The organism is Nocardioides sp. Z50_6, assembly GCF_058215755.1.
Genome location: NZ_JBZAJB010000008.1, coordinates 27,835 through 52,812, shown reverse-complemented (window position 1 = coordinate 52,812; position 24,978 = coordinate 27,835). Strand labels below are relative to the sequence as shown.

Annotated in this window: 20 protein-coding genes; 9 read left to right on the top strand and 11 right to left on the bottom strand. The window is 71.4% G+C overall.

Going from position 1 to position 24,978, the window contains the following annotated elements; all coding sequences use genetic code 11:
* Positions 1 to 3 precede the first annotated feature (3 nt).
* Positions 4 to 2,874: a cation-translocating P-type ATPase gene (locus AC4BGE_RS16495; RefSeq protein WP_490575965.1), complete on the top strand. Its 2,871-nt coding sequence runs from the start codon at positions 4 to 6 to the stop codon at positions 2,872 to 2,874.
* Here AC4BGE_RS16495 and AC4BGE_RS16490 read toward each other — a convergent pair.
* The 4 genes from AC4BGE_RS16490 to AC4BGE_RS16475 all read right to left on the bottom strand — a co-directional run bounded on the left by AC4BGE_RS16490 (position 2,861) and on the right by AC4BGE_RS16475 (position 5,635).
* Positions 2,861 to 3,055 carry a hypothetical protein gene (locus AC4BGE_RS16490; protein WP_490572337.1) on the bottom strand — a complete coding sequence of 65 codons (195 nt, stop codon included), beginning with the start codon at positions 3,053 to 3,055 and terminating at the stop codon, positions 2,861 to 2,863. The genes AC4BGE_RS16495 and AC4BGE_RS16490 overlap by 14 nt on opposite strands.
* A gap of 213 nt (positions 3,056 to 3,268) precedes the next feature.
* A complete protein-coding gene (locus tag AC4BGE_RS16485) occupies positions 3,269 to 3,739 on the bottom strand; it encodes an Hsp20/alpha crystallin family protein (protein WP_490575964.1) in 471 nt (156 codons plus the stop codon).
* Positions 3,736 to 4,269 carry a DUF1269 domain-containing protein gene (locus AC4BGE_RS16480; protein ID WP_490575963.1) on the bottom strand — a complete coding sequence of 178 codons (534 nt, stop codon included), beginning with the start codon at positions 4,267 to 4,269 and terminating at the stop codon, positions 3,736 to 3,738. Before AC4BGE_RS16480 ends, AC4BGE_RS16485 begins: the two co-directional genes overlap by 4 nt.
* A gap of 10 nt (positions 4,270 to 4,279) precedes the next feature.
* On the bottom strand, positions 4,280 to 5,635 hold the full coding sequence (locus AC4BGE_RS16475; RefSeq protein ID WP_490572334.1) for an amidohydrolase: 1,356 nt from the start codon (positions 5,633 to 5,635) through the stop codon (positions 4,280 to 4,282).
* A gap of 309 nt (positions 5,636 to 5,944) precedes the next feature.
* On the opposite strand from AC4BGE_RS16475, the gene AC4BGE_RS16470 reads away from it, so the two are divergent.
* Positions 5,945 to 6,625, top strand: a complete 681-nt coding sequence (locus AC4BGE_RS16470; protein ID WP_490572333.1) for a response regulator — start codon at positions 5,945 to 5,947, stop codon at positions 6,623 to 6,625.
* 96 nt (positions 6,626 to 6,721) lie between these two features.
* The gene (locus AC4BGE_RS16465; protein ID WP_490575962.1) at positions 6,722 to 8,458 is read left to right on the top strand and encodes a sensor histidine kinase; all 1,737 of its coding nucleotides are present in this window, start codon (positions 6,722 to 6,724) and stop codon (positions 8,456 to 8,458) included.
* A 15-nt stretch (positions 8,459 to 8,473) separates the two neighbouring features.
* Here the strand turns inward: AC4BGE_RS16465 and AC4BGE_RS16460 are convergent, their stop codons facing one another.
* On the bottom strand, positions 8,474 to 9,388 hold the full coding sequence (locus AC4BGE_RS16460; RefSeq protein ID WP_490572331.1) for a universal stress protein: 915 nt from the start codon (positions 9,386 to 9,388) through the stop codon (positions 8,474 to 8,476).
* Positions 9,389 to 9,432: 44 nt separating this feature from the next.
* Positions 9,433 to 10,962 (bottom strand): YfcC family protein, encoded by a 1,530-nt coding sequence (locus AC4BGE_RS16455; RefSeq protein ID WP_490575961.1) that lies wholly within the window; start codon positions 10,960 to 10,962, stop codon positions 9,433 to 9,435.
* A gap of 164 nt (positions 10,963 to 11,126) precedes the next feature.
* Here AC4BGE_RS16455 and AC4BGE_RS16450 point away from each other — a divergent pair, with 164 nt between their 5' ends.
* The 4 genes from AC4BGE_RS16450 to AC4BGE_RS16435 are packed head-to-tail and all read left to right on the top strand — an operon-like array spanning position 11,127 to position 14,564.
* Positions 11,127 to 12,350 carry an arginine deiminase gene (locus tag AC4BGE_RS16450; RefSeq protein WP_490572329.1) on the top strand — a complete coding sequence of 408 codons (1,224 nt, stop codon included), beginning with the start codon at positions 11,127 to 11,129 and terminating at the stop codon, positions 12,348 to 12,350.
* Positions 12,351 to 12,353: 3 nt separating this feature from the next.
* On the top strand, positions 12,354 to 13,355 hold the full coding sequence (gene argF / locus AC4BGE_RS16445; protein WP_490572328.1) for an ornithine carbamoyltransferase: 1,002 nt from the start codon (positions 12,354 to 12,356) through the stop codon (positions 13,353 to 13,355).
* 1 nt (position 13,356) lies between these two features.
* Complete coding sequence (arcC, locus tag AC4BGE_RS16440; RefSeq protein ID WP_490575960.1) at positions 13,357 to 14,331, top strand: carbamate kinase; 975 nt, start codon at positions 13,357 to 13,359, stop codon at positions 14,329 to 14,331.
* A complete protein-coding gene (locus AC4BGE_RS16435; protein WP_490575959.1) occupies positions 14,328 to 14,564 on the top strand; it encodes a hypothetical protein in 237 nt (78 codons plus the stop codon). The genes arcC and AC4BGE_RS16435 overlap by 4 nt, the downstream gene beginning before the upstream one ends.
* Positions 14,565 to 14,582: 18 nt before the next feature.
* On the opposite strand, the gene AC4BGE_RS16430 is transcribed toward AC4BGE_RS16435, so the two are convergent.
* Positions 14,583 to 15,800, bottom strand: a complete 1,218-nt coding sequence (locus tag AC4BGE_RS16430) for a lipase family protein (protein WP_490575958.1) — start codon at positions 15,798 to 15,800, stop codon at positions 14,583 to 14,585.
* Between the two features lie 183 nt (positions 15,801 to 15,983).
* Here AC4BGE_RS16430 and AC4BGE_RS16425 point away from each other — a divergent pair, with 183 nt between their 5' ends.
* Together AC4BGE_RS16425 and AC4BGE_RS16420 are read left to right on the top strand one after the other, a co-directional pair.
* A complete protein-coding gene (locus tag AC4BGE_RS16425; RefSeq protein ID WP_490575957.1) occupies positions 15,984 to 17,192 on the top strand; it encodes a TerC family protein in 1,209 nt (402 codons plus the stop codon).
* Positions 17,193 to 17,334: 142 nt separating this feature from the next.
* Positions 17,335 to 17,733, top strand: a complete 399-nt coding sequence (locus AC4BGE_RS16420; RefSeq protein ID WP_490576019.1) for a DoxX family protein — start codon at positions 17,335 to 17,337, stop codon at positions 17,731 to 17,733.
* Here the strand turns inward: AC4BGE_RS16420 and AC4BGE_RS16415 are convergent.
* The 4 genes from AC4BGE_RS16415 to AC4BGE_RS16400 form a co-directional block, all read right to left on the bottom strand.
* On the bottom strand, positions 17,730 to 20,702 hold the full coding sequence (locus tag AC4BGE_RS16415) for a bifunctional [glutamine synthetase] adenylyltransferase/[glutamine synthetase]-adenylyl-L-tyrosine phosphorylase (RefSeq protein WP_490575956.1): 2,973 nt from the start codon (positions 20,700 to 20,702) through the stop codon (positions 17,730 to 17,732). The two genes, AC4BGE_RS16420 and AC4BGE_RS16415, sit on opposite strands and share 4 nt — an antisense overlap.
* On the bottom strand, positions 20,692 to 21,405 hold the full coding sequence (locus AC4BGE_RS16410) for a hypothetical protein (RefSeq protein WP_490572322.1): 714 nt from the start codon (positions 21,403 to 21,405) through the stop codon (positions 20,692 to 20,694). The genes AC4BGE_RS16415 and AC4BGE_RS16410 overlap by 11 nt, the downstream gene beginning before the upstream one ends.
* A gap of 82 nt (positions 21,406 to 21,487) precedes the next feature.
* The gene (glnA, locus tag AC4BGE_RS16405) at positions 21,488 to 22,825 is read right to left on the bottom strand and encodes a type I glutamate--ammonia ligase (protein ID WP_490572321.1); all 1,338 of its coding nucleotides are present in this window, start codon (positions 22,823 to 22,825) and stop codon (positions 21,488 to 21,490) included.
* 60 nt (positions 22,826 to 22,885) lie between these two features.
* The gene (locus AC4BGE_RS16400) at positions 22,886 to 24,925 is read right to left on the bottom strand and encodes an NAD(+) synthase (protein ID WP_490575955.1); all 2,040 of its coding nucleotides are present in this window, start codon (positions 24,923 to 24,925) and stop codon (positions 22,886 to 22,888) included.
* Between the last annotated feature and the right edge of the window lie 53 nt (positions 24,926 to 24,978).

The following is a 24,978-nucleotide window of genomic DNA, read 5'->3' as shown; positions in this document are numbered from 1 at the left end:
GTCATGGCCGCGTCGAGAGCGCGGCGTCTCGGGAGGCCCACCATGGTGCTCGACCCATCCGCTCACGAGCTGCCGGACGACCCGTCCCTGCTCACGGCCGAGGCCGTGGCGCGCGCACTCGAGGTCGACCCCGCCCGCGGGCTCTCCGAGGAGGAGGCGAGCGCCCGGCTGGCCGCCGACGGCCCCAACGAGCTCCGCGCCAGCCGACGGGTCCCGGCCTGGCGACAGGTGCTGGCCCAGTTCCAGGACCCGCTGGTCTACCTGCTGCTCGCGGCCGTGGCGATCTCACTGGTCGCCTGGACCCTCGAGGGCGCCTCCGGCACCCCCGTCGACGCCCTGGTGATCACCGCCATCGTGGTGCTCAACGCCGTCCTCGGCTACAGCCAGGAGTCCCGCGCCGAGGAGGCGGTCGCCGCCCTGGGCAGCATGACCGCCGCCACCTCCACCGTGCTGCGCGACGGCCTGCTGCGCACCCTCCCGTCCGCGGAGCTGGTGAGGGGCGACGTGCTCGTCCTCGACGAGGGTGCCGCGGTAGGGGCCGATGCCCGCCTGCTGAGCGCGAGCTCGCTCCGCATCCAGGAAGCCTCCCTGACCGGTGAGAGCGAGGCCGTCACGAAGGACCCGACGCCGCTGGAGCACCAGGCCCCCCTCGGCGACCGGCTCGACATGGTCTACAAGGGCACCGCCGTGTCGCAGGGCACCGGCCGCGCGATCGTCACCGGGGTCGGCATGGACACCGAGATCGGGGCCATCGCGGACCTGCTCGACGCCACCGTCGAGGAGCCCACTCCCCTGCAGCGCGAGGTGGCCGACATCAGCCGGATGCTGGGCAGGGGGGTCGTGGTCATCGCGATCGTCGTGATGCTCACCATCATCGTGGTCGACGGCATCACCGACCCCGACGACCTGGTGGAGGTGCTGCTCCTCGGCGTCTCCCTCGCCGTCGCGGCGGTGCCGGAGGGACTCCCGGCCATCCTGTCGGTCGTGCTGGCCATCGGCGTGCAGCGGATGGCCAAGCGCAACGCCGTGGTCAAGAGCCTCAGCTCGGTGGAGGCGCTCGGCTCGGCCTCGGTCATCTGCACCGACAAGACCGGCACCCTGACCCGCAACGAGATGACGATCGGCCGCGTCGTCACCGCGGCGGGCCGGGCGGAGGTCAGCGGGGTCGGCTACCGGCCCCAGGGCGAGGTGCGCAGCGACGGCGGACCGCTGACCGGCGCGCAGCTGCACGAGGTGCGACTCGTGCTCGGCGCGGGCTCGTTGGCCAACGATGCCCAGCTCGGTGAGCGCGACGGTGCGTGGGAGGTCGTGGGCGACCCCACCGAGGCCGCCTTCCTGGTCGCGAGCCGCAAGCTCGAGGGGACCACCGAGTGGACGAGCCGTTTCGCGCGCCGGGCGGAGATCCCGTTCACCTCCGACCGCAAGATGATGTCCACCCTGGACCAGGACACGCGCGACGGCACCCGGGTGGTCTTCAGCAAGGGCGCTCCCGACGTGCTGCTGGCCCGCTGCACCCGGCAGCAGGTGGGGCGCGAGACGGTGGCGCTCACCGAGCAGGACCGCACCATGCGTCTGGCCGAGATCGAGGAGCTCTCCGCCGACGCCTACCGCACCCTGGGTGTCGCGTGTCGTCGCGTGGACGAGCCGCCTTCGACGCGGCCCGAGGACGACGCCGGGATGGACGAGTCCTTCGAGCAGGACCTCGTCTGGCTCGGCGTCGTCGGCATCATCGACCCCCCGCGTGCGGAGGTGGCGCCGGCCATCGACGAGGCACACCGGGCCGGCATCCGCGTCATCATGATCACCGGCGACCACCCGACCACCGCCCTGCGCATCGCCCAGGACCTCGGCATCGTCGGGCCGGGAGATCGCGCCGCCACCGGCGCGGAGCTGGACACCCTGGACGAGGCGGGGCTGCGCGAGCTCACCCGCGAGGTCTCCGTCTATGCCCGGGTGTCCCCCCAGCACAAGCTGTTGCTGGTCGACGCGCTGCAGGCCGACGGGCAGATCGTCTCCATGACCGGCGACGGGGTCAACGACGCGCCGGCGCTCAAGTCGGCCGACATCGGCGTCGCGATGGGCATCACCGGGACGGAGGTCACCAAGGAGGCCGCGCGGATGATCCTGGCCGACGACAACTTCACCACGATCGTCGCCGCCGTCCGGCAGGGGCGGGTCATCTTCGACAACATCAAGAAGTTCCTGCGCTACCTGCTCTCCTCCAACATGGGCGAGGTCCTCACCGTCTTCCTCGGTGTCGTGGCGGCCGGGGCGATCGGCCTCGACGACGCCGCCCAGGGGTCGGCGATCGTGCTGCCGCTGCTCGCGACCCAGATCCTGTGGATCAACCTGGTCACCGACTCCACCCCCGCCCTGGCGATGGGCATCGACCCGGAGATCGACGACGTGATGGCGCGGCCACCGCGTCGGATGACGGACCGGGCGATCGACGCCCGCATGTGGCGCGGCATCTTCACGATCGGGCTGGTGATGGCCCTGGTGACCCTGCTCGCGATCGACCTGTTCCTGCCGGGCGGTCTGGTGGAGGGGGACGACACCCTCGAGGTCGCTCGCACGGCCGGATTCACCACCTTGGTGCTGGCCCAGCTGTTCAACTCCCTCAACGCCCGCTCGGAGACGTCGAGCGCCTTCCGGGGCCTCTTCACCAACGGGTGGCTGTGGGGCGCGATCGGGCTCGGGGTGGTGCTCCAGGTCGCGGTCGTGGAGGTTCCGTTCCTCCAGGTGGCCTTCGGCACCGAGTCCCTGGACCTGGCTCACTGGGCGGCGTGCGTGGCCCTCGCCTCGGTCGTGCTCTGGTACGACGAGGTCCGCAAGGTGCTGCTGCGGATGAGCGACGACCTCACGAACCGCTGAGGAACGACGCGAGGAGCCACTGGACGCTGCGCGAGAGCGCCAGGCCGATGGCACTGCCTCCCACCACCCCGACCAGCACGAGCACCAGCAACGTCAGGCTCATCCCGAGCCGGGGCTTGCGCTCGAGGAAGCCCATGTCGACGGACGGGCGGGGGACCGACGGACGCTGGTTCGTGCTCATGTCCCGACGATGCGCCGGGCCGCCCACCACCGGGCAGTGCTTGTCGGCACCCACTCCCGAGACCAAGGACTCCCCCGCCCCGGCCGCCCGGCCCCTCCCCCACGGCCCGGGGCACGGCACGGGCACGGCACGGGCACGGACACGGACACGGCAGAGCCGTGGCGTCCTCCTCGGGTGGAGGACGCCACGGACGGACGCCGGTCGCTGGTCCGGCTAGCCCTGCTTGTCCTGGTTCTCCCGGTTCTCCTGGTTCTCCTGCCTGTCCCGCTCGCCCGACCCGCCCGCCCCGGAGCGGACACTCACCGGGATGCTCTTGGCGCTCGACGCCGTGCCGTCCGGCATGGAGACGGTCAGCACCCCGTCGGCGTACTCGGCCGAGATGTCCTCGGCGCGCGTCCCGGGCGGGAGCGGGATCACTCGCGAGAAGGTGCCGTAGCGGATCTCGGTCCGGTGCCGCTCGCGGGTCTCGGAACGGCGTTCGCCCCGCAGGTGGAGCAGCCCGCCGTCGACGGTCAGCTCGATGTCTCGCTGCGGGTCGACGCCGGGGATGTCCGCCCGGACGAACCGACGGTCCCCCTCGACCCACTCCTCCAGCCGCACCTGCGGGTCGACCCCGTGCGGTCCCAGCCAGCTCATCAGCTCACCCAGCAGGGGCTGGGTCTCCCGCCGGCTCTGGATGCTCACGACGTCGCCTCGTGTCGCGGCTGGTCGGCGTCGGCGTCGCCGTCGTCGAGGATCTCCCGGAGCTTGGCCTCCTGGTCCGCCGACAGGTTCGTCTCGATGAGCTCGCCCCGGATCCCCTGCTCGCGCAGGGAGGAGTGCACCCGGTCGACCACTGCGCTGGCGCTGAGGACGAAGAGGGCCGACGTCCCCGGGGTCACCTTCTCGCGCACCGACCGGATGAAGTCGTCGTCGATGCCGACGTCGGCCATCGAGCTGAACAACGCCCCGGCCGCGGCACCGACCACGAGGCCGATGAGGGGGATGAAGAAGATCAGCCCGAACAGCAGTCCCCAGAACATGCCGCCGACCAGACCGGTGACGACCAGGTCGTTGGCCTGACGGGTCTTGGGCTTCTTCTTCCCCTCCGGCCAGGAGACCGTGGCCGCGTCGAGCACCTTGATGAGCTCCTTCTTCTGCAGCTCGGCCAGCGCCTTCTCCGCCTTCTCGGCCCCGTCGGGACTGTCGAACTTCCACACTGTCAGTGTCGCCACGCCTGCTCCTTCATCGTCGCGGTCCGGAAAGCCGGCCCACGGTTGTGCTCGCCACCGGGTGGTGGTGATCCTGGTTGCCCGCGTCGGGCCGTCCCGGTCCGGAGACCCGCTGCCCACCCGCTGCGGCGCGGGTGCGCAGCCAGGACCTCGCAGCGGTCACGAGTGCCTGCACCCCCATCGGCAGGGCCACCTCGATCGCCGGCGCGTACCTGGGAGAGTGGTTGCTCGGCACCTTGAGCAGGGCCGGGTCGTCGAGACCGCCCGTGGTGAAGAGCGAGGGATCGCTGCCCCCGAGCAACCAGAAGGAGAGCGGGGCGCCGGCGTTGGTGGCGAGGATCCCGACGTCCTCGCTGCCGGCGCCGGCGCCCGGATCGAGGATGTGCTCCTCGCCGACCCAGGCGGCGAGGCCACGCAGCGTCCTGTCCAGGGCACGCGCGTCGTTGACCACCGGGAAGCCCTCGGTCCGGATGACCTCGGGCGGCTGGGGAGCTCCGGCGGTCGCGGCCACGCCCCGGACGATCCGCTCGACGCTGTCGAGGATCCGGCTGCGCACCGCCTCGTCGTAGCTGCGGATGTTGAGCAGCAGCTCGGCCTCGCCCGGGATGACGTTGGCGGTGCTTCCGGCGTGGACCGCGCCGACCGTCAGCACCGCCACGTCGGTGCTGGGGATCTCCCGGGAGATGATCGTCTGCAGCCGCAGCACGGTCTCGGCCGCCATCACCACGGGGTCGATCGAGTTCTGGGGCATCGAGCCGTGCGCACCCTTGCCGACCAGCCGCACGCGCAACGAGTCCGATGCCGCGTAGGCGGGACCGGCGTGGGCGGCGATGGTCCCGGCCGGCAGCGGGGAGACGTGCTGGCCCAGCACCACGTCGGGCACGGGGAAGCGCCCGAAGAGCATGTCGTCGACCATGGCCTGGGCGCCGGCGCCGAGCTCCTCGGCCGGCTGGAAGACCAGCACAAGCGCGCCCGACCAGCTGTCCCGGTCCCGGGCCAGGATCTCGGCCGCGCCCAGCAGGCAAGTCGTGTGGAGGTCGTGGCCGCACGCATGGCTGACCGGCACCCGGACGCCCTGGGCGTCGACCGCGGTCTCGGTGCTCGCGTAGTCGAGTCCCGTCTCCTCCTTGACCGGCAGGCCGTCCATGTCGGCGCGGAGCAGGACCGTCGATCCCGGTCCGTTGGTCATCACCCCCACGACACCGGTGCGCCCGATCCCGGTGGTCACCTGGTAGCCCAGCGCCTCGAGCCGCTGCGAGACGACCCTCGCGGTGCGGTGCTCCTGGAAGCCGAGCTCGGGATGACGGTGGAGGTCGCGGTAGAGGTCGCGGAGCGCGGGGTCGAGCCGGAGGTTGTCGAGCACTGTCATCTGTCACGCCTCTCGGGTAAGCCAGCAGGGCGGGTGGTCCTGACCGAGTGCCGTCCCCCGACCGAGCGACGGCGCACCACCAGCGTGGGGCGGGCGCCGCGTCGCCGCGCAGGGCCAAACGACACCCCTCGGTGAGGACCTCTGGACACTTCCTCACCGCCACCGGCCGGGCCGCCCCCGGTCACGGCACGGGCGGGTGGCGGACCGCTCCTTGCCCTATTCCGGCGAAATCCGCAAGAGGCCAAGGGCCCGAGAGATCGCTGCCTCAGGTCTAGGTTGTGGTGGCGGGGCTGACCGTAGATTGGGCCCATGCATGAGCAGGGGACGGGCTCGGCCACCGGGCCGCAGCGCCCGGTCACGGTCTTCCTACTCGACGACCACGAGCTTGTCCGCCACGGGATCCGCAGCGTGCTGGAACGGGACGGGGACATCGTCGTCATCGGCGAGTCCGGGTCGGCCCAGCAGGCGGCGCACCTCATCCCCGCGCTCCGCCCCGACGTCGCGGTCCTCGACGTCCGGCTGCCGGACGGCACCGGTGTGGAGGTCTGCCGTCAGGTGCGCTCGGTGGACCCCCAGATCGCCGCCCTCATGCTCACCTCCTACGAGGAGGACGAGGCGCTCTTCGCCGCCATCATGGCCGGGGCCTCCGGCTACGTGCTCAAGCAGGTCAAGGCCGCGGACCTGGCCGACACGGTACGTCGCGTCGCGGCCGGTCAGTCGATGCTCGACCCGGCCCTCACCGCCCGTGTGCTGGCGCGACTGCGCGACGGGCCGCCGGTCAACCCGCTCACCCGGCACCTCACCCCCAAGGAGCGCCAGGTGCTCGCCCTGGTCGGGCAGGGCCTGACCAACCGGCAGATCGCCTCGCAGCTCCACCTGAGCGAGAAGACCACCAAGAACTACGTCTCCACCATGCTGGGCAAGCTCGGGGTCAGCTCGCGGACCCAGGCCGCCATCATCGCCACGCACGGTCACCCCGAGCCCCGCTGAGCGGGTTCATGGGCCCATCCCCCGGAATGGGGATGCTCCAACACAAATGGGGTACGTGAACCCGTCGGTCAAGACAGCGGCCGCGGAGGAGTGAGCATGCATGACATCTCGGGTGACCGCGAGGCACAGGCCTCGCCGCACGACGCCCAGGCCAGTTTCGACGAGCTGATGCTTCGAGCGGGCGCGTCGGCCGGCACGGTGGCGAACCAGGAGTGGCGGCTGCTGCTCGGCACACTGGCCAGTCTCTCCTCGGGGCTCCCCCTCGACGGGAAGCTTGCTCGGATCGTCCAGGTGGGGATGGACCTCACCGGCGCCCGCTACGGGACGCTCAAGCTCTTGGACCACGACCAGCGCCCGCCCGCGCCCCGGGGCTTCGTCACCACCCAGGAGGCCGGGCTGGCGGCGGAAGCCCCCGGGCTGCCGGCGGAGGCACTCGGGGTGCCCACCCAGCGGAAGCCGGCCGCCGACGACCCTGCCGTCCTGGCCGGCGACGGGCCCGGCGACGAGACGGACGGCACGCTGGCGTGGCGCCAGCTGCGCCAGCCGGGCGCGCAGCAGCCGACCACGCTGGCCCTCGAGGCCGGCATCCAGGTCGGCGACCAGGTGTTCGGCACCCTCCACCTGGGCGACAAGCGCTCCGGGGCGGGGTTCACCGAGCAGGACGAGCAGATCGCCTCGGCCCTGGCGGGTGCGGCCGGGGTCGCGATCGAGGGGTCCCGGCTGCGCGCGCAGGTCACCCAGCGCGAGCACTGGCTCTCGGCCGCCTCCGAGCTCTTCCACGGCGAGCCCGACGACGTCGCGCTCCAGCACGTCTGCGACTGGGCTCGGGACCTCTCCGGAGCCGATCTGGCATGGGTGGTCACCGGCTCCGACCCGGCGGACCTGAGGCTGCGTGTCGTCTCGGGGTTCGAGGCCACTGCCGAGGAGATGGCCGCCCTGGAGTTCACCACCTCCCTGGCCCGCGCCGTCGCGACCACCGGACGGGCGATGACGGTCAAGAGCATCGCGGACCACCGCCACGCGGTCGACGTCCCGGCTGCGCTCGGCCTGGCTCCCACGGGGCCGGGACTGGTCGTCCCCATCTCGAGCTCCGCGGGACTGGAGGCGGTCATCACCCTGGCCTGGAGGAGGGACGGCGTCCCCGACCGCCAGCGGCCCCGGACCGCCCTGGCCGCCACGCTCGCCGAACAGGCCCCCCTGGTCCTCAGCGAGGCGCGCCACGGACAGGCCGACCAGCGGCGTGCGGTACTGCAGGACCGCGACCGGATCGCCCGCGACCTGCACGACCTGGTCATCCAGAAGCTCTTCGCGCTGGGTCTGGAGATGCAGGGGATCTCGTGGCTCCGGGACCCCGACGAGATCTCACGCCGTCTCGCCCGCACCTCCGACGAGATCGACACCACGATCCGCGACATCCGACGCACCATCTTCCGGCTCGGACCGGTGGACGACGACCTGGATCCCCGGTCCGCCATCGTGGAGCTGGTCGACCGGGCGACCCGGACGATGAAGCTGAGGCCCACCCTGGAGTTCCGGGGCGCGATCAGGACCGTCCTGGACCAGGACCTCCTCTCCGACGTCCTCGCCGTCCTGAGCGAAGCCCTCTCGAACGCCGTCCGTCACTCGGGGGCGACCACGTGCTCGGTCCAGGTCAGCGTCGTGGAGGAGGTCGTGGTCGCGGTCATCGACGACGGCACCGGGATCCCTGAGTCGGCCGTCGAGAGCGGGCTCGCCAACGTCCGCCGGCGCGCCGAGCGACGCGGCGGGCGGCTCCGCGTCCGCTCGTCCCCCAGGCACGGGACGAGCCTGGTCTGGACCGTGCCCATCCCCTGACCGCGGCCGGACTCCTCAGGTCACCAGGCCGCCCGACCGCTCGAGCACCAGAGCGGGCTGGCCGGGGGGCCGCGAGGGCGGGAGCACCCGTACGGGGCACTCGGCGCCGCGCAGCACGGCTCGGGCCGTGCCGCCGAGGCTTCCTTGCTTGGGCCCGTGGGGCCGGCGCACCAGGATCAGCAGGTCCGCCACCCTGGACGCCGCCACGAGGGCACGCACCGGCTCGTCGTGGACCACCCGGAGCTCGACCTCGACACCGGGATAGCTGGTGCGCCACTCCTGGAGAAGCTGCTCGAGCACCGCGGACGAGCGGCGGGCCGGCTCCATGGGGCCCGCCTGCGAGACCACGAGGTCGTCGTACATGGCGGGCAGGCCCCACGAGTGCAGCACCACGACCCTGTCCCCGCGCGTGCCGGCCTCGGCGAAGGCGTCGGCGAAGAGCTCCGAGGCGTCGGCGCCCATCTTCAGTGCCACGACCACCTTGCCCCGCTTCGGCCGGGGCTGCCAGTCCGCGGGGACGCTCACCACCGGGCAGGGCGCGCGAGCCGCTGTCCCGGCTGCCGCGTTGCCCTTCAGGACGTGCCCCAGCTGCGGGCCCTCGCGGCCCACGTAGAGCGCGGCGGCGTCCTCACCGGCGGCGGCGAGCTGGGTCGCCACGCCGCCGCGACGCAGCTGGGTCTCCACCTCGAGGTCGGGGGCCAGGGCCGCGACGCTGGCCGCCGCGCTCGCCAGGAGGTCTGCTCCCCTGCTGACCAGCTCGCGGCCCACCAGCGCGTCGACCGGGACCAGGGGAAGGTGGTCCGGCACGACGTGCACCAGCCTCAGCGACGCGCCCAGCTCCCGCGCCTCGGCCACCGCGGCGCGCACGGCCCCGTGGATGGCCGGTGACCCGACGACGCCGACGAGCAGTGGCTGGAGAAGGGTGTTCACTCGCTCTCGTTCCTTCCACGGGTCGGTGAGGGCAAGTGGGGTGCTCAGAAGGACGCGGCCACGGCGATGATCACCGTGGAAAGGACCAGCAGGATCCCCAGCAGGGGAGCCACGAAGCGCACGTACTGGTCGTAGCGCACCTTGGCCAGCGCGAGGCCACCCATGACCACCGCCGACGTCGGGGTGATCAGGTTCACCACTCCGGACGCGGACTGGTAGGCCGTCACCACGATGGCGCGGCTGACGCCGGCGAAGTCGGCCAGCGGGGCCAGGATCGGCATGGCGAGGGCAGCGTGCCCCGACGACGACGGCACCAGGAACGCCAAGGGCAGGTTGATCAGGAACATCACGGCTCCGAAGAGCCCGGAGTTGGTGTCGCTCACCAGCTCCTCCATCGAGTGCAGGATGGTACCGGTGATCTCAGCGTTGTTCATGATCACGGTGACGCCGCGCGCCAGGACGATGATCAGGCCGACTCCGATGAAGTCGCCGGCGCCACTGACCAGGGTGTCGGTCAACCCTTTCTCCCCCAGACCGCCGATCAGGCCGACGACGAGGGACATGGCCAGGAACAGCGCCGCCAGCTCGGGGAAGTACCAGTCGAGCTGCCAGCTGTAGCTCTCCGCGTTCGGCCCGTCGATGACCTGGGCCCACGGCACGATCGCGAAGATCATGAAGACGAACGTGAGCCCCACCAGCGTCAGCACCAGCTTCTGCTTGCCGGTGAGCACCGGGGGCTCGCCGAGTCCGCTGGAGCGGATCTCCTCGTCGCCCGGGACCACACCGGTGTAGGAGACGGCCGGATCGGCCTTGACCCGGCGCGCGTAGCGCAGCACCCACCAGATGCCCACGGGCACCAGCAGCACGTACATCAGGAAACGCAGCCCGATGCCGTCGCCGATCGAGATCCCGGCTGCGTCCGAGGCCACGCCGGTCGCGAACGGGTTGACGGTCGAGGCGAGGACGCCGACGCCCGCGCCGACCATGATCACCCCGGTGGCGACCATCCGGTCGTAGCCGAGGGCCAGGATCAGCGGGATGACCAGGGCGTAGAACCCGAGGGTCTCCTCGGCCATGCCCTCGGTCGTGCCCCCCACGGAGAAGAGCACCATCAGCACGGCGATCAGCACCGGTCCGCGGTGGCTCATCCGGTGGGCGATCCGGGCGACCCCGTTGTCGATGGCCCCGGTGGTCATCGACATCGTGATGAAGATGCCGATGGCGATGACGAACAGGAAGACGCCCGCCGCGCCGTAGAGCTCCCCGGCCTCGTAGGGCCCGATGAAGCCGTCGGCGTTCTGCACGCCGTACAGGCCGTTGACCGGGGCCAGGAAGATCTGCATCAGCCGGCCACCGAAGGTCAGGGGGTCGTCGGTGCGCTCATAGCTCCCGGGGATGGGGGCGCCGGTCTCGGCGTCGTTCTGGTAGCTGCCCGTCGGGATGATGAAGGCCAGCAGCCACACCACGACGGTCACCACGAAGAGCACGGTGAACGCGCTCGGGAACCTCAGCTCCCTCGACTTCTTCGGCTCGTCTGTCGACGAGTCGGATCCTTGTGCCGCGTGTCTGGCCACGGAGATACCTCTGCTCGGTCCGACGAAGTGGGCGCCTCCATGCAACCGCGCGGGCGTCCCCCCCACACCGGCCGGTTGGCATCGGGGCTCGTGACCTTCGGCCCCTCCCCCAGGCGCCGGAGAAGACGCAGGGTGAAAGACAAGACAACCGGAAGGAACAGGACATGACCCTGCACGTGGACTCCGAGGTCGGCCGACTGAAGCAAGTGATCCTCCACCGTCCGGACCTGGAACTGAAGCGGCTGACGCCGAGCAACCACGACGAGTTCCTGTTCGACGACGTCTTGTGGGTCAAGAACGCGAAGCTCGAGCACGACGCCTTCGCCGAGGTGCTGCGGGAGCAGGGCGTGCAGGTCTACCTGCTCGACCAGCTCCTGACCGAGACCCTGGCGATCCCCGAGGCGAAGAAGTTCATCCTGGAGCAGTCGCTCAACGAGCTCGTCTACGGGCCGATGGCCATGGCGAGCCTGCACAGCGCCTTCGGGTCGATGGAGAATGCGGAGCTGACGACCCACCTGATCGGTGGGATGACCAAGCGCGAGCTGCTCGAGCGCGTCGAGGAGCCCGCCTCCCTGGTGGTGCATGCCCTCGACCTCGACGACCTGCTGCTGCCCCCGCTGCCCAACCATCTCTTCACCCGCGACACCTCCGCCTGGATCTTCGACGGCGTCTCGATCAATGCGATGCGCAAGCGGGCCCGCGCCCGCGAGACGATCCACTACGAGGCGATCTACCGCTGGCACCCCCGCTTCGCCGACGCCTCCTACCAGGTGTGGTCCGAAGGCACCGTGAACGGCACCGCGACCACCGAGGGCGGCGACATCCTCGTCCTGGGCCGGGGCGTGGTGCTGATCGGGATGAGCGAGCGCACCACGCCCCAAGGCGTGGAGCGGCTGGCCCGCCGACTCTTCAAGAAGGGGAGCGCGAGCAAGGTCGTCGCACTGTCGATGCCGATGGCCCGGGCGTTCATGCACCTCGACACGGTGATGACGATGGTCAACGAGGACACCTTCACCAAGTACGTCGGGCTGGGGATGCTGCCGGCCTACACCATCGAGCCGGGCGACAGCGAGACGGAGCTCAAGATCACCCCGCACCCCGCCGAGGACATGCACCTGGCGATCGCGAAGGCGCTCGGCCTGGACTCGATCAACGTCCTCACCGCCACCCAGGACGTGCACGCCGCGGAGCGCGAGCAGTGGGACGACGGCTGCAACGTGCTGGCCTTGAGGCCGGGCGTGGTCGTCGCCTACGAGCGCAACGTCACCACCAACACCTACCTGCGCAAGAAGGGCGTCGAGGTGATCACGATCCGGGGCAACGAGCTCGGGCGTGGCCGCGGCGGCCCGCGCTGCATGTCGTGCCCCGTCGAGCGGGAAGGGATCTGAGTCATGGCCTTCAACCTGAGGAACCGCAGCTTCATCCGCGAGCTGGACTTCACCCCCCAGGAGTGGCGCTTCCTGCTCGACCTCGCCGCCGAGCTCAAGCACGCGAAGTACGTCGGCTCGGAGCAGCCGCGACTGGCTCGCAAGAACATCGCGCTGATCTTCGAGAAGACCTCCACCCGCACCCGCTGCTCCTTCGAGGTCGCCGCGTTCGACCAGGGTGCCCGCGTGACCTACCTCGACCCGACCGGGTCGCAGATCGGGCACAAGGAGTCGATGGAGGACACCGCCCGGGTGCTGGGCCGGATGTACGACGGCATCGAGTACCGGGGCTCGGCCCAGACCAACGTCGAGACGCTGGCCGCCTACGCGGGGGTCCCGGTCTGGAACGGGCTGACGGACGAGTGGCACCCCACCCAGATGCTCTGCGACATGCTCACCATGCGCGAGCACAGCGCCAAGCACGACGAGGAGATCGCCTTCGCCTACCTCGGCGACGCCCGCAACAACATGGGCAACTCGCTGCTCGTCACCGGCGCGATGATGGGCATGGACGTGCGGATCGTGGCGCCGGAGTCACTGTGGAACGACGAGGCGATCATCGCCGAGGCCACCCGCATCGCCGACGACACGGGAGCCCGCATCACCCACACGGCCGACGTCTCCGCCGGCGTCGCCGGGGTGGACTTCCTCTACACCGACGTGTGGGTCTCGATGGGCGAGCCGAAGGAGCTGTGGGCCCAGCGCATCGACCAGCTCAAGGACTACCAGGTCAGCATGAGCGTGGTGGAGGCCACCGGCAACCCGAGGGTCAAGTTCATGCACTGCCTGCCCGCCTTCCACGACCGCCACACCAAGGTGGGCGAGGAGCTCTTCCAGGAGACCGGCATGGAGTCGCTGGAGGTCACCGACGAGGTGTTCGAGTCCAAGCACTCGATCGTCTTCGACCAGGCGGAGAACCGCATGCACACCATCAAGGCCGTGCTCGTGGCCACCCTGGGAGGTTGAGGTGCGTATCGTCGCCACCCTGGGTGGCAACGCGCTCCTGCAACGCGGTCAGAAGCCGGACGCCGACGTGCAGGAGGAGAACGTCCGGCGGGCGGTCGGCTCGCTGGCGCCGCTGGCCACCGACCACGAGCTGGTCCTCACCCACGGCAACGGTCCCCAGGTGGGCGTGCTGGCCCTCCAGAGCGCCTCGGACCCTCGCCTGACCACGCCGTACCCCTTCGACGTGCTCGGCGCCCAGACACAGGGGATGATCGGCTACTGGCTGCTCCAGGCGATGCAGAACGAGCTGCCCGGGCGGCAGGTGGCGGCGATCATCAACCAGACGCTGGTCGAGGCGGCCGACCCCGCCTTCGCGAACCCGACCAAGTTCGTCGGTGAGATGTACACCGAGGAGGAGGCGCGACAGCTCTCCGCGGACCGCGGCTGGGTCGTCAAGCCCGACGGCACCGGCTGGCGCCGCGTGGTCGGCTCTCCCCGCCCGCACCGGGTGGTGGAGACGCGCCTGATCCGGCAGCTGCTGCAGAGCGGGGCCGTGGTGGTCTGCGCCGGCGGTGGCGGGGTCCCGGTGATCCGCAACGAGCACGGCCAGCTGACCGGCGTCGAGGCCGTCGTCGACAAGGACCTCACCAGCTCGGTGCTGGCCGAGGCGCTCGACGCCGACATCCTCCTGGTGCTGACCGACGTCTCGAGCGTGATGCGCGGCTTCGGCACCCCGGAGCAGGAGCCGGTGCGCCAGGCCACGCCCAAGAGCCTGCGTGAGATGGACTTCGCGGCCGGGTCGATGGGGCCCAAGGTCGAGGCGGTCTGCCGGTTCGTGGAGCTGACCGGGGGCATCGCTGCCATCGGCCGGCTCGAGGAGGCCCAGCAGATCCTCAGCGGCGAGTCCGGCACCGTGGTGACCCCCAACGGGTCCTACGAGGGTCTCCCGGCCGTGGCGCCCAGCAACCCTGACACGTTGCGGGTCGCGATGTCGTGACCGGCTACGGGGAGGGCCGGCGCAAGCCGTTGCGCCGGCTCCACCGCGGCAGGCTCGTCCCGGCCCGGTGCCGCCACTGCGCCGAGGACCTCGTCCACACCGAGAGCGTCGGCTGGTTCGACCCGAACCCGACCCACAGCTACGACATGTGTCCTGGGGACCACTACGGGAACCACGACACCTCGGTGCCCAAGCCCAACCCCCTGCTGGGGCCGCACGACGACCCGGCCTGAGCCGCGTCCTCCCGCGCCTCAGAGCCGCCAGCAGGACGACGCGGCGGGGATGCCGGCGAACCGTGCCTCGAGGAAGCCGTAGACCTCGGTGGCGTTGTTGAGCATGCCGCCCACGTGCAGCGGGGTGGCGTTGGTGCTCAGCCGCACGTTGGCCCCCCGGTCGCACCAGTCCCTGGCGAGCTGCTTGCCCACCCGGTAGGGCACCACGTCGTCGAGCAGGCTGTGGGTCAGCAGCACCGGGGCGCTGGGCCGGATCCGCCCGATCCGCTGGTCGTCGATCATGGTGCGGAACGGCTCCCGCTCGATGAGCTGGCCCAGGCTGGCCCCGTCGGCGGTGTAGTCCGACGACTTGGTGAACGCCGACCCGAAGAGGTCGAAGACGCAGTTGTCCTGCATCCCGGCGAACATCTCCTTGCCCGCCGCGTTGAGGTAGGTGGTGATGTCCAGGTCGTAGCTGGCCGAGAGACCGGCGATGGCGTACCAGGTGAACTCGGAGTAGAGCGTCCCGTCGATGGCTCCCGGCAGGGCCCGCAGGTCTGCGGGCGCGGCCCCGGCCACGGTGCCCTTGACCTTCAGCTCCGGCGCGTAGGAGGCGGCGAGCTCGGCCGCGGAGGCGGCCGCGGCGCCGCCCTGGGAGTAGCCGTAGAACGCGACCGGGTGCTGGGCGGAGAGGCCGCTGCCGGGGAGCCGCTGCGCGGTGCGGACCATGTCGAGGACCGCCTGGCCCTGGGAGCGGCGGTCCATGTAGGTGTGCTCCCCCGCGGTCCCCAGTCCCTCGTAGTCGGTCATCGCGATCGCGTAGCCGCGGGCCAGCAGGCCCGACATGAAGATCGACTCGTACTCCAGCAGCTCGCTGAAGAGGCGGGAGGGGGCGCAGGTGTCACCGATGCCCTGGGTGCCGACGGCGTAGCCGATGACGGGTCGCCGACCCGGACCGACCCAGGCGCGTTCGGGCACGATCACCGACCCCGAGACCGCGATCGGGGCGCCGGTGCGGTCGGTCGAGCGGTAGAGCACCCGGGTGGCGCGGGAGCGCACCCCGAAGAGCTTCGAGGGGTCGACCAGGATGTTCAGGGGCTCGCTACGGATCAGGTCCCCGTTCGCCGCCGGCAGCGAGGCGGGCGCCTGGTAGAAGGGCGGCAGCGGCTCCGCGGCCTGGGCCGGCACCGGAGCCAGCCCGAGCGCGACCCCGGCCGTCCAGGCGGCCAGCACGGTGATGATGCGTCGAATCTTCACGATCTCTCCTCTTGCCCCCGAGCTGTGGTAGCCGCAGCAGAGCATGTGGCCCACCTCACACGCAAGAGTCATCACGCCACCATGAGACACCTGTCTCACCTTGCTGGCGGGTGCGGGCCACGGGGACTCACCGGGCGTCTGCGAGACTTTCCGGGTCATCGGGTCGAGCAAGGAGCAGAACACATGGACGTGAGCCCAGCAGTCTGGGGTCTGACGATCGTCGGCATCATCGCCCTGTTGGCGTTCGACTTCTTCTTCCACGTCCGCAAGGCCCACGTCCCCACGCTGCGCGAGGCCGCGCTCTGGTCGGCGCTCTACGTGGGCATCGCGATCCTCTTCGGCTTCGGCGTCCTCCTCTTCGGGGGCGGCCAGGCCGGCTCGGAGTACTTCGCCGGCTACATCACGGAGAAGGCGCTCTCGGTCGACAACCTCTTCGTCTTCCTCATCATCATGTCCAGCTTCCGCGTGCCTCGCGAGGACCAGCAGAAGGTCCTGCTCTTCGGCATCGTCTTCGCGCTGATCGCCCGCACCGGGTTCATCCTGCTGGGCGCGGCGCTGATCAACTCGTTCGCCTGGATCTTCTACCTCTTCGGCCTGATCCTGCTGATCACCGCCGGCAACCTCCTCAAGCCCGAGGACGAGGAGGACGAGGAGGCCAACAACTTCATCATCCGCATGGCCCGCAAGGTCTTCCACACCACCGACTACTACGACGGCGACAAGCTCTTCACCATCGAGAACGGCAAGCGGGTGATGACCCCGATGCTGCTGGTGATGGTCGCCATCGGCGGCACCGACATCCTCTTCGCGCTCGACTCGATCCCCGCGATCTTCGGCCTCACCCAGGACGTCTTCATCGTCTTCACCGCCACGGCGTTCTCGCTGCTGGGCCTGCGCCAGCTCTACTTCCTCATCGACGGCCTTCTCGACCGCCTGATCTACCTCTCCTACGGGCTGGCGGCGATCCTCGCCTTCATCGGCGTCAAGCTGATCCTGCACGCCCTGCACGAGAACAACCTGCCGTTCATCAACGACGGCGAGCACGTCCCGGTGGTCGAGGTCGGGATCGGTCTCTCCCTCACCGTCATCGTCGGCACCCTGATCCTGACCGTCATCGCCTCCCTGGTCAGCCCCGCGGGCAAGGCCCAGAACGCCATCGCCAACGCCCGCCGGCACGCCAAGGCCTACCTGGACTCCGAGTACACCCACGACGCGGCCGAGCGGGAGCGGATCTACCAGGCGCTGCTGGCCGAGCGGGAGCAGATCCGTGCCCTCGGCCCCAAGTACCAGGAGAAGGCGCGGCAGGAGAAGCCCCTGATGGAGCTGCTCGACCAGGTGCAGGCCAGCCACGACGGCGCTGTCGGGCGGGGCGAGACCACCCCGAACGCCTGAGGCCCGAACGCCTGAGGCCCGAACGCCTGAGGCCGCCCAGCAGGGGCCCGAACCACCCCGACCAGCTCCGGAGGACGACGTGCTCGATCTCGTACGCCGCGCGACCACCCGTCCCGCTCCCGCGACGTCGGTGCCGCAACGGCTGGCCCGCTGGGTGCTGGGAGGCGTGCTCACCTTCGCCGGGGTCTCGCACCTGACCGTCGCCCGCCAGGAGTTCTCGGCGCAGGTGCCCGACTGGTTCCCGGTCGACACCGACGTCGTCGTGGTGGTCTCGGGAGTGGCCGAGATCGGGCTGGGCCTCGGGCTCCTGCTGCTGGAGCGGCCCCGGGTGAGCGTGGGGCTGGCCGCCGCCACCTTCTTCGTCGTGATCTTCCCGGGCAACATCGCCCAGTACGTCGAGGGCACCGACGCGTTCGGCCTCGACACCGACGGCAAGCGGTTCGGGCGGCTCTTCTTCCAGCCGCTCCTGGTCGCGTGGGCGCTGTGGTCCAGCGGCGCCTGGCAGGCGCTGCGCCAGGCCCGGCGCGAAGCCGGACGCTAGCCCCAGAAGATCCGTTCCACGACCGTGTGAGCCCGGCGGGTGATCCGCAGGTAGTCGTTGACCATCCGGTCCGACTCCCCCGGCCCGTAGCCCAGCACGCTGGCCACGGCCGCCTTCTCGCGGGCGTCCTGGGGCAGCTGGTCGACCGGACGACCCCGCACCAGGGTGGCGGCGTTGCGGACCCGGCTGACCATCCGCCACGCCTCGACGAGGGTGCGGGCGTCCTCCTGGGGCAGGAGCTCGTAGTCGGCGGCGGCCTGCAGGGCCTGGAGCGTCTGCGGCGTGCGCAGGCCCTCCAGGTCGCCGGCGAAGCGCAGCTGCAGCAGCTGCACGGTCCACTCGACGTCGGCGAGCCCGCCGCGCCCCAGCTTGAGGTGGGTGCGCGGGTCGGCGCCCCGCGGCAGCCGCTCGTCGTCGACCCGGGCCTTGATACGGCGGATCTCGACCACCTCGTCCGCGCTGATTCCCCCGCGCGGGAAGCGGAGCGGGTCGATCATCTCGGTGAAGCGGTCCCGCAGGCCCTGGTCGCCCACCACGGCGTCGGCCCGCAGCAGGGCCTGGGCCTCCCAGACGTGGGACCACTTGGCGTAGTAGGCCGCATAGGAGTCGAGGGTGCGCACCAGGGGCCCCTGCTTGCCCTCGGGCCGCAGGTCGGCGTCCACCTCCAGCGCGGGATCGCTGCCCGGCAGCGCCAGCAGCCGGCGGATCTCGTTGGCCACCGCCTGGGACCACCCGGCCGCGGTCTGCCCGTCGACCCCGTCGACCGGCTCGTAGACGAACATGACGTCCGCGTCGCTGCTGTAGGAGAGCTCGAAGCCGCCGTACCTGCCCATCGCCACGATGGCCAGGCGGGCGGGCGGCTCGGCCAGCCCACGCTGCGCGCAGGCCTGCCGGACGGCCACGTCCAAGGTGGCCTCGAGGGTGGCGTCGGTGAGCCGGCCGAGGGCACGGCCCACGTCGGCCACGTCGATCTCGCCGAAGAGGTCCCCCACCGCGATCCGGAAGAGCTCGCGGCGCCGGATCGCGCGCACCGAGCGCACGGCGTCCTCCGGGCCCTCCTGGCGCCGGGCGGTGGCGAGCATCTCGGTGCTCAGCACCCCGGGCCCCAAGGGGGTCAGGTCGGCTCCCAGCATGCGCACGCCCTGGGGCTCGCGCTCGAGCAGGTCGGTGGCGAAGGCCGAGGTGGACAGCAGCCGCGCCAGGCGCTGCGCCACCTGCCCCTCGTCGCGCAGGTGGCGCAGGTACCAGTGGCTGTCCCCCAGCGCCTCGCTGATCCGCCGGAAGCGGAAGAGCCCCGCGTCCGGGTCCGGGGAGTCGGCGAACCACTCCAGCATCACCGGGAGGAGGGTGCGCTGGATCGCCGCCGACCGGGAGACACCGCTGGTCAGGGCCTCGAGGTGCCGCAGCGCGGCCTTCGGGTCGGCGTAGCCGAGCGCCGCGAGGCGCGCCTGCGCCTGGTCGATGGTCAGGCGGGCGTCCGGGCCGGGGATGCGCGCCACCGCGTCGAGCAGCGGCCGGTAGAAGAGCTTCTCGTGGAGGCGTCGCACCTCGCGCCGGTGGTGGTGCCACGTCTCCTCGAGCCGCTGCACCGGCTCCTTGGCGAACCCCAGCGAGCGGCCCAGCCGGCGCAGGTCGCGTTCGTCGGAGGGCACCACGTGGGTGCGGCGGAGCCGGAAGAGCTGGATCCGGTGCTCGAGCGTGCGCAGGAACGCGTAGGCGCGGTGCAGGGTCTCCCCGTCCTCGCGCCCGACGTAGCCGCCGCGGGTCAGCTCCGCCAGCGCGCTCAGCGTCGTGGCGACCCTCAGCCGTTCGTCGGCCCGGCCGTGGACCAGCTGGAGCAGCTGTACGGCGAACTCCACGTCGCGCAGTCCGCCGGAGCCGAGCTTGAGCTGCCGCTGCGCCTCCTTGCTGGGGATGTGCTCCAGCACCCGTCGGCGCATCGCCTGCACGTCGGTGACGAACCCGTCCCGCTCGGCCACCGACCACACCAGCGGCGAGACCATCGCCACGAACCGCCGGCCGAGGTCGAGGTCGCCGGCGACCGGGCGCGCCTTGAGCAGCGCCTGGAACTCCCAGGTCCTCGCCCAGCGCTCGTAGTAGCCCTGGTGGCTCGCCAGGGTGCGGACCAGGGGCCCGGCGTTGCCCTCCGGGCGGAGCCCGGCGTCCACCGGCCAGATCGTGCCCTCGCGGGTCTGGTCGGAGCAGACCTGCATCAGCTGGGCGGCCAGCTGGGTGGCCACCCGGGTGGCCTTCTTCTCGTCGGCGCCCTCGACCGCCTCGTGCACGAAGATCACGTCGACGTCTGAGACGTAGTTGAGCTCGTGGGCCCCGCACTTGCCCATGGCGACCACGGCCAGCCGCGCGGTGGCGGCGTCCTCCCCCACCCGGGCCCGGGCCACGGCCAGCGCCGCCTCCAGGGTGCCGGCGGCCAGGTCCGAGAGCTCGGCGGCGAGGTCGTCCACTCCCTGGTGGTGGGCGAGGTCCCGGGCGGCGAGTCGGAGCAGCAGCCGGCGGTACTCGACCCGGAGTGCGTCGACCGCGGCGTGGTCCTCCACCGTGGCGACCGGCATCTCGTCGTCGGCGGAGGCTCCCACGCTGGCCAGCAGCTGGGCGCGCAACCACCAGGCGGCCGGACGGGTGCAGCCGAGCGAGGGGTCGGTGAGCTCGCGCCACTGCTCCGGGTGGCGCGCCAGGTGGTCCCCGAGCGACTCGCTCGCCCCGAGCACCGCCACCACCCGCATCGCCGAACCCTCGTCGGAGGCGAGGGACTCCAGCAGGTCGTCGGCCGGGTCGGCGGCCTCGGCGAGACGGACCAGCGAGGAGAGCGCGAGATCGGGGTCGGCCGCGCGGGAGAGCAGGTCCAGCAGCGCGGCGGCATGAGCACCCAGGGCCGCGAGTCCCGTGCGGGCCCGCTCCAGGTCCTGGAAGCCCGCCCTGATCAGCCGGGTGGTTCCCAGGTCAGCGCGCATGGTCTCGCGAGGGCAGCCGGAGCACGAGTCGTACGCCCGCGATCAGCACGACCAGCAGGCTCAGCAGCGGCAGCAGCTCGTCCCAGGCGTCACCGGTGCCCGGGCCCCGGCCCACGAGGCCTTCCTGGGCGCTCTCCCAGGCGAGCAGCGAGACGCAGCCGACGGCCACCACCAGGCTCAGCACCAGGGCCCTGGCCAGCGGGCCGCGGGGTCCGGGGTGGCGCGAGGCCTTGGTGGGCCACGGCACGGCGCAGACGGCCACGAGCAGGACGCCGACCGCGATGCAGGCCCAGGAGAGGCTCAGGAAGTCGGTGGTGTCCACCGGGTTGACCGCGGAGAAGAGCCACCCGGAGGCGAGCATCCCCAGACCGGCGAACGACGTGCGCGCCCGGGCGGCCGTCGTCGAGGTGGGCAGCCACATCAGCGCGGTCACCGTGGACACGACCAGCAGGGTGCCCACCAGGAGCGCCAACGGCAGGGTGTGACGGTAGACCGCGACGCCGGCGTCGGGGTCCCGGACCCCGGGGTCCACCGCCACCAGGAGCCACACGACCCCGCTGGCGAAGGCGACCCACAGCATCGGCTCGAGGACCAGCCGGATCGGGCCGGTGACGCGGGTGGGGTCCACCCGGTAGTCGCGGCCCACGACGGGTCGGCGCCTCGGCACGTGTCCGGAGCCCGCCACCGCGGACGAGTGGGGCACGGGCGTCGGGTCCAGGACCGGGCGCGCCGCCTTCCGAGCGCCGGCCCGGCGCTCCTCCCCCTCGCCGCGGTGACCCGGCACGTCAGATCACCGGCAGCATCTGGTCACGCTCGAAGGCCGACACCTGACCGCGGTACTGCTCCCACTCGGCGCGCTTGTTGCGCAGGAAGAAGTCGAAGACGTGCTCCCCGAGCGTCTCGGCGAGCAGCTCGCTGCTCTCCGCGATGTTGATGGCCTCGTAGAGGGTCCGCGGCAGCGCGGTCATCCCGAGGCTGCGTCGCTCGCGCTCGCTGAGCGACCACACGTCGTCCTCCGCCTCCCGGGGCAGCTCGTACTCCTCCTCGATGCCCTTCATGCCGGCCGCGAGGACCACCGCGAAGGCGAGGTAGGGGTTGCAGGCGGCGTCGAGCGAGCGCAGCTCGATCCGGGTGGACTGTCCCTTGCTGGGCTTGTACATCGGGACCCGGACCATCGCGGACCGGTTGTTGTGCCCCCAGGAGATGTAGGACGGCGCCTCGCCGCCGCCGATCAGCCGCTTGTAGCTGTTGACCCACTGGTTGGTGACCGCGGTGATCTCGGCGGCGTGGCGCATGAGACCGGCGATGAACTGCTTGCCGGTCTTGGAGAGCTGGTACTGGGCGCCCGCCTCGAAGAAGGCGTTGCGGTCGCCCTCGAAGAGCGACACGTGGGTGTGCATCCCGGAGCCGGGGTGCTCGGTGTACGGCTTGGGCATGAAGGTGGCCCAGATGCCCTGGGTCAGCGCCACCTCGCGGATCACCGTCCGGAAGGTCATCACGTTGTCGGCGGTCGAGAGCGCGTCGGCGTAGCGCAGGTCGATCTCCTGCTGGCCGGGGCCGCCCTCGTGGTGGCTGTACTCGACGGAGATGCCCATCGACTCCAGCATCGTGATGGCCTCGCGGCGGAAGTCGGCGCCCATCGACTGCGCCGTGTGGTCGAAGTAGCCGCTGCGGTCCACCGGCACCGGCTCGACACCGGGCTGCGGGACGTCCTTGAAGAGGTAGAACTCGATCTCGGGGTGGGTGTAGAAGGTGAACCCCTTGTCGGCGGCCTGCCCCAGGGTGCGCTTCAGCACGTGCCTCGGGTCGGCGTAGGAGGGGCTGCCGTCCGGCATCAGGATGTCGCAGAACATCCGCGCCGTGGCCGGGCCCTCGCCCCGCCAGGGGAGGATCTGGAAGGTCGAGGGATCGGGCTTGGCGAGCATGTCGCTCTCCTGCACCCGCGCGAAGCCCTCGATCGCGGACCCGTCGAAGCCGATGCCCTCACCGAAGGCGCTCTCCAGCTCGGCCGGCGCCACTGCCACTGACTTGAGGTAGCCCAGCACGTCGGTGAACCAGAGGCGGACGAACCGCACATCCCGTTCCTCGAGCGCCCGGAGAACGAAGTCTTCCTGCTTGCCCATGGCACCAAACTATGTCCTACCGGTGTGCCGTCCACGCGCGGATCACCCAAACGGACACGCTCAGCCTCGCGGCACCCTGTCCAGGTCGGCCAACCAGGCGGCCACGCGGGCGTCCGAGGGCATCCGCCAGTCCCCTCGCGGCGACATCGTCCCGCCGGCGCTCACCTTGGGTCCGTTGGGCAGGGCGCTGCGCTTGAACTGGGAGGCGAAGAACCTCCGGAGGAAGACCTCGAGCCACCGGCGGATCGCCGCCAGGTCGTACGACGGCCGGTCCTGCTCGGGGTAGCCGGGCGGCCACTCCCCCGTCCCCGCGTCCGCCCAGGCGTGCATCGCCAGGAAGGCGATCCGGGCCGGCGAGTGGCCCAGCCGCACCAGGTGGAACAGGGTGAAGTCCTGGAGCGCGTAGGGGCCGACCGAGTCCTCGGTCGCCTGCGGCTTCCCCCCCTCCGTCGTGGGGATGAGCTCGGGGGTGATCTCCTGCCGGAGGATCTCGGCCAGCACCTCGTCCGCCCCGGGGTCGAGCTCGTCGTGGCTGATCACCCAGCGGATCAGGTGCTGCACCAGGGTCTTGGGCACCCCGGCGTTGACGTTGTAGTGCGACATCTGGTCGCCCACCCCGTAGGTGCACCAGCCCAGGGCCAGCTCGGACAGGTCCCCGGTGCCGACCACGATCCCGCCACGCTGGTTGGCCAGCCGGAACAGGTAGTCGTAGCGCAGACCCGCCTGGATGTTCTCGAAGGTGACGTCGTAGACCTTCTCGCCGCGGGAGTAGGGGTGGTCCAGGTCGGCCAGCATCTGCTCGGCAGCGGGCCGGATGTCGATCTCCTCGAAGGTCACCCCCAGGGCGGTCGCGAGCCGGGTGGCGTACGACTTGCTGGCCTCGCCGGTGGCGAAGCCGGGCATCGTGAAGGCCAGGATGTCGCTGCGCGGGCGCCCGAGGCGATCCATCGCCTTCGCGGCGACGATGAGCGCGTGCGTGGAGTCCAGCCCGCCGCTGACCCCGATCACCGGCTTGGGGCTGCCGATCGAGACCAGGCGGTGCTCCAAGCCCGAGACCTGGATGTTGTAGGCCTCGTAGCAGTCCTGGGCGAGCCGCTCGGGGTCGTCGGGGACGAACGGGAAGCGGTCGACCTTGCGGTGCAGCCCCACGTCCCCGGCCGGGGGCTCGAGGGTGAGGTCCACGGTCCGGAACGACGTCTGGGCGGTGCCGAGGCTGCGGCGGTTGTCGTCGAAGGTGCCCTGCCGCAGCCGCTCGCTGCGCAGCCTGGCCAGGTCCACGTCGACGACCGTGCGCTGTGGGCCCTCGGGGAACCGCTGCCCCTCCCCCAGCAGGTCGCCCACCTCGTAGACCATCGTCTGGCCGTCCCAGCTCAGGTCGGTGGTCGACTCGCCCTGCCCCGCCGCGGCGTACACGTAGGCCGCCAGGCAGCGGGCGCTGGCGCTGCGCACCAGCAGGCGCCGCTCCTCGGCGCGCCCGACGGTGATCGGGCTGCCGGAGAGGTTGAGCAGCACCGTGGCGCCGGCCAGCGCGGCCCGGGCGCTGGGCGGCACCGGCACCCACAGGTCCTCGCAGACCTCGACGTGGACGGCCAGGCCCGGGACGTCGACCGCCCGGAAGATCAGGTCGGGGCCCAGCGGGGCACGCTGGCCGGCGACCATGACCTCGTGCCCGGCCAGGTCGTCGCCCGGGGCGAACCAGCGCCGCTCGTAGAACTCGCGGTAGGTCGGCAGGTGCGACTTCGGCGCAACCCCGAGGACCCGCCCACGGTGGATCACCACCGCGCAGTTGAGCACCCGCGACCCGTGCACGACCGGGGCGCCGACGACCAGCAGCGGCCGCAGCTCCCGGCTCGCGTCCACGACCGAGGCCAGGGCCTCGTCCACGGCCTGGAGCAGGGTGTCCTGGAGGAAGAGGTCGTCGACCGAGTAGCCGCTCAGGCACAGCTCGGGGAAGACCGCGACCGCGACCGCGTCGTCGTGGCACGCCCGCGCCTGCTCGACCACGCGGCGCGCGTTGGTCGCCGGGTCGGCGAGGGCGACCGGCAGGGTGCAGGCGGCCACGCGCGCGAACCCGTGCGCGTAGGCGGAGTAGAAGTCCACGCCCGGAGTCTAGGTCGGGCCGGGGCGACGTGGTGCCCACCACATCGTCAACC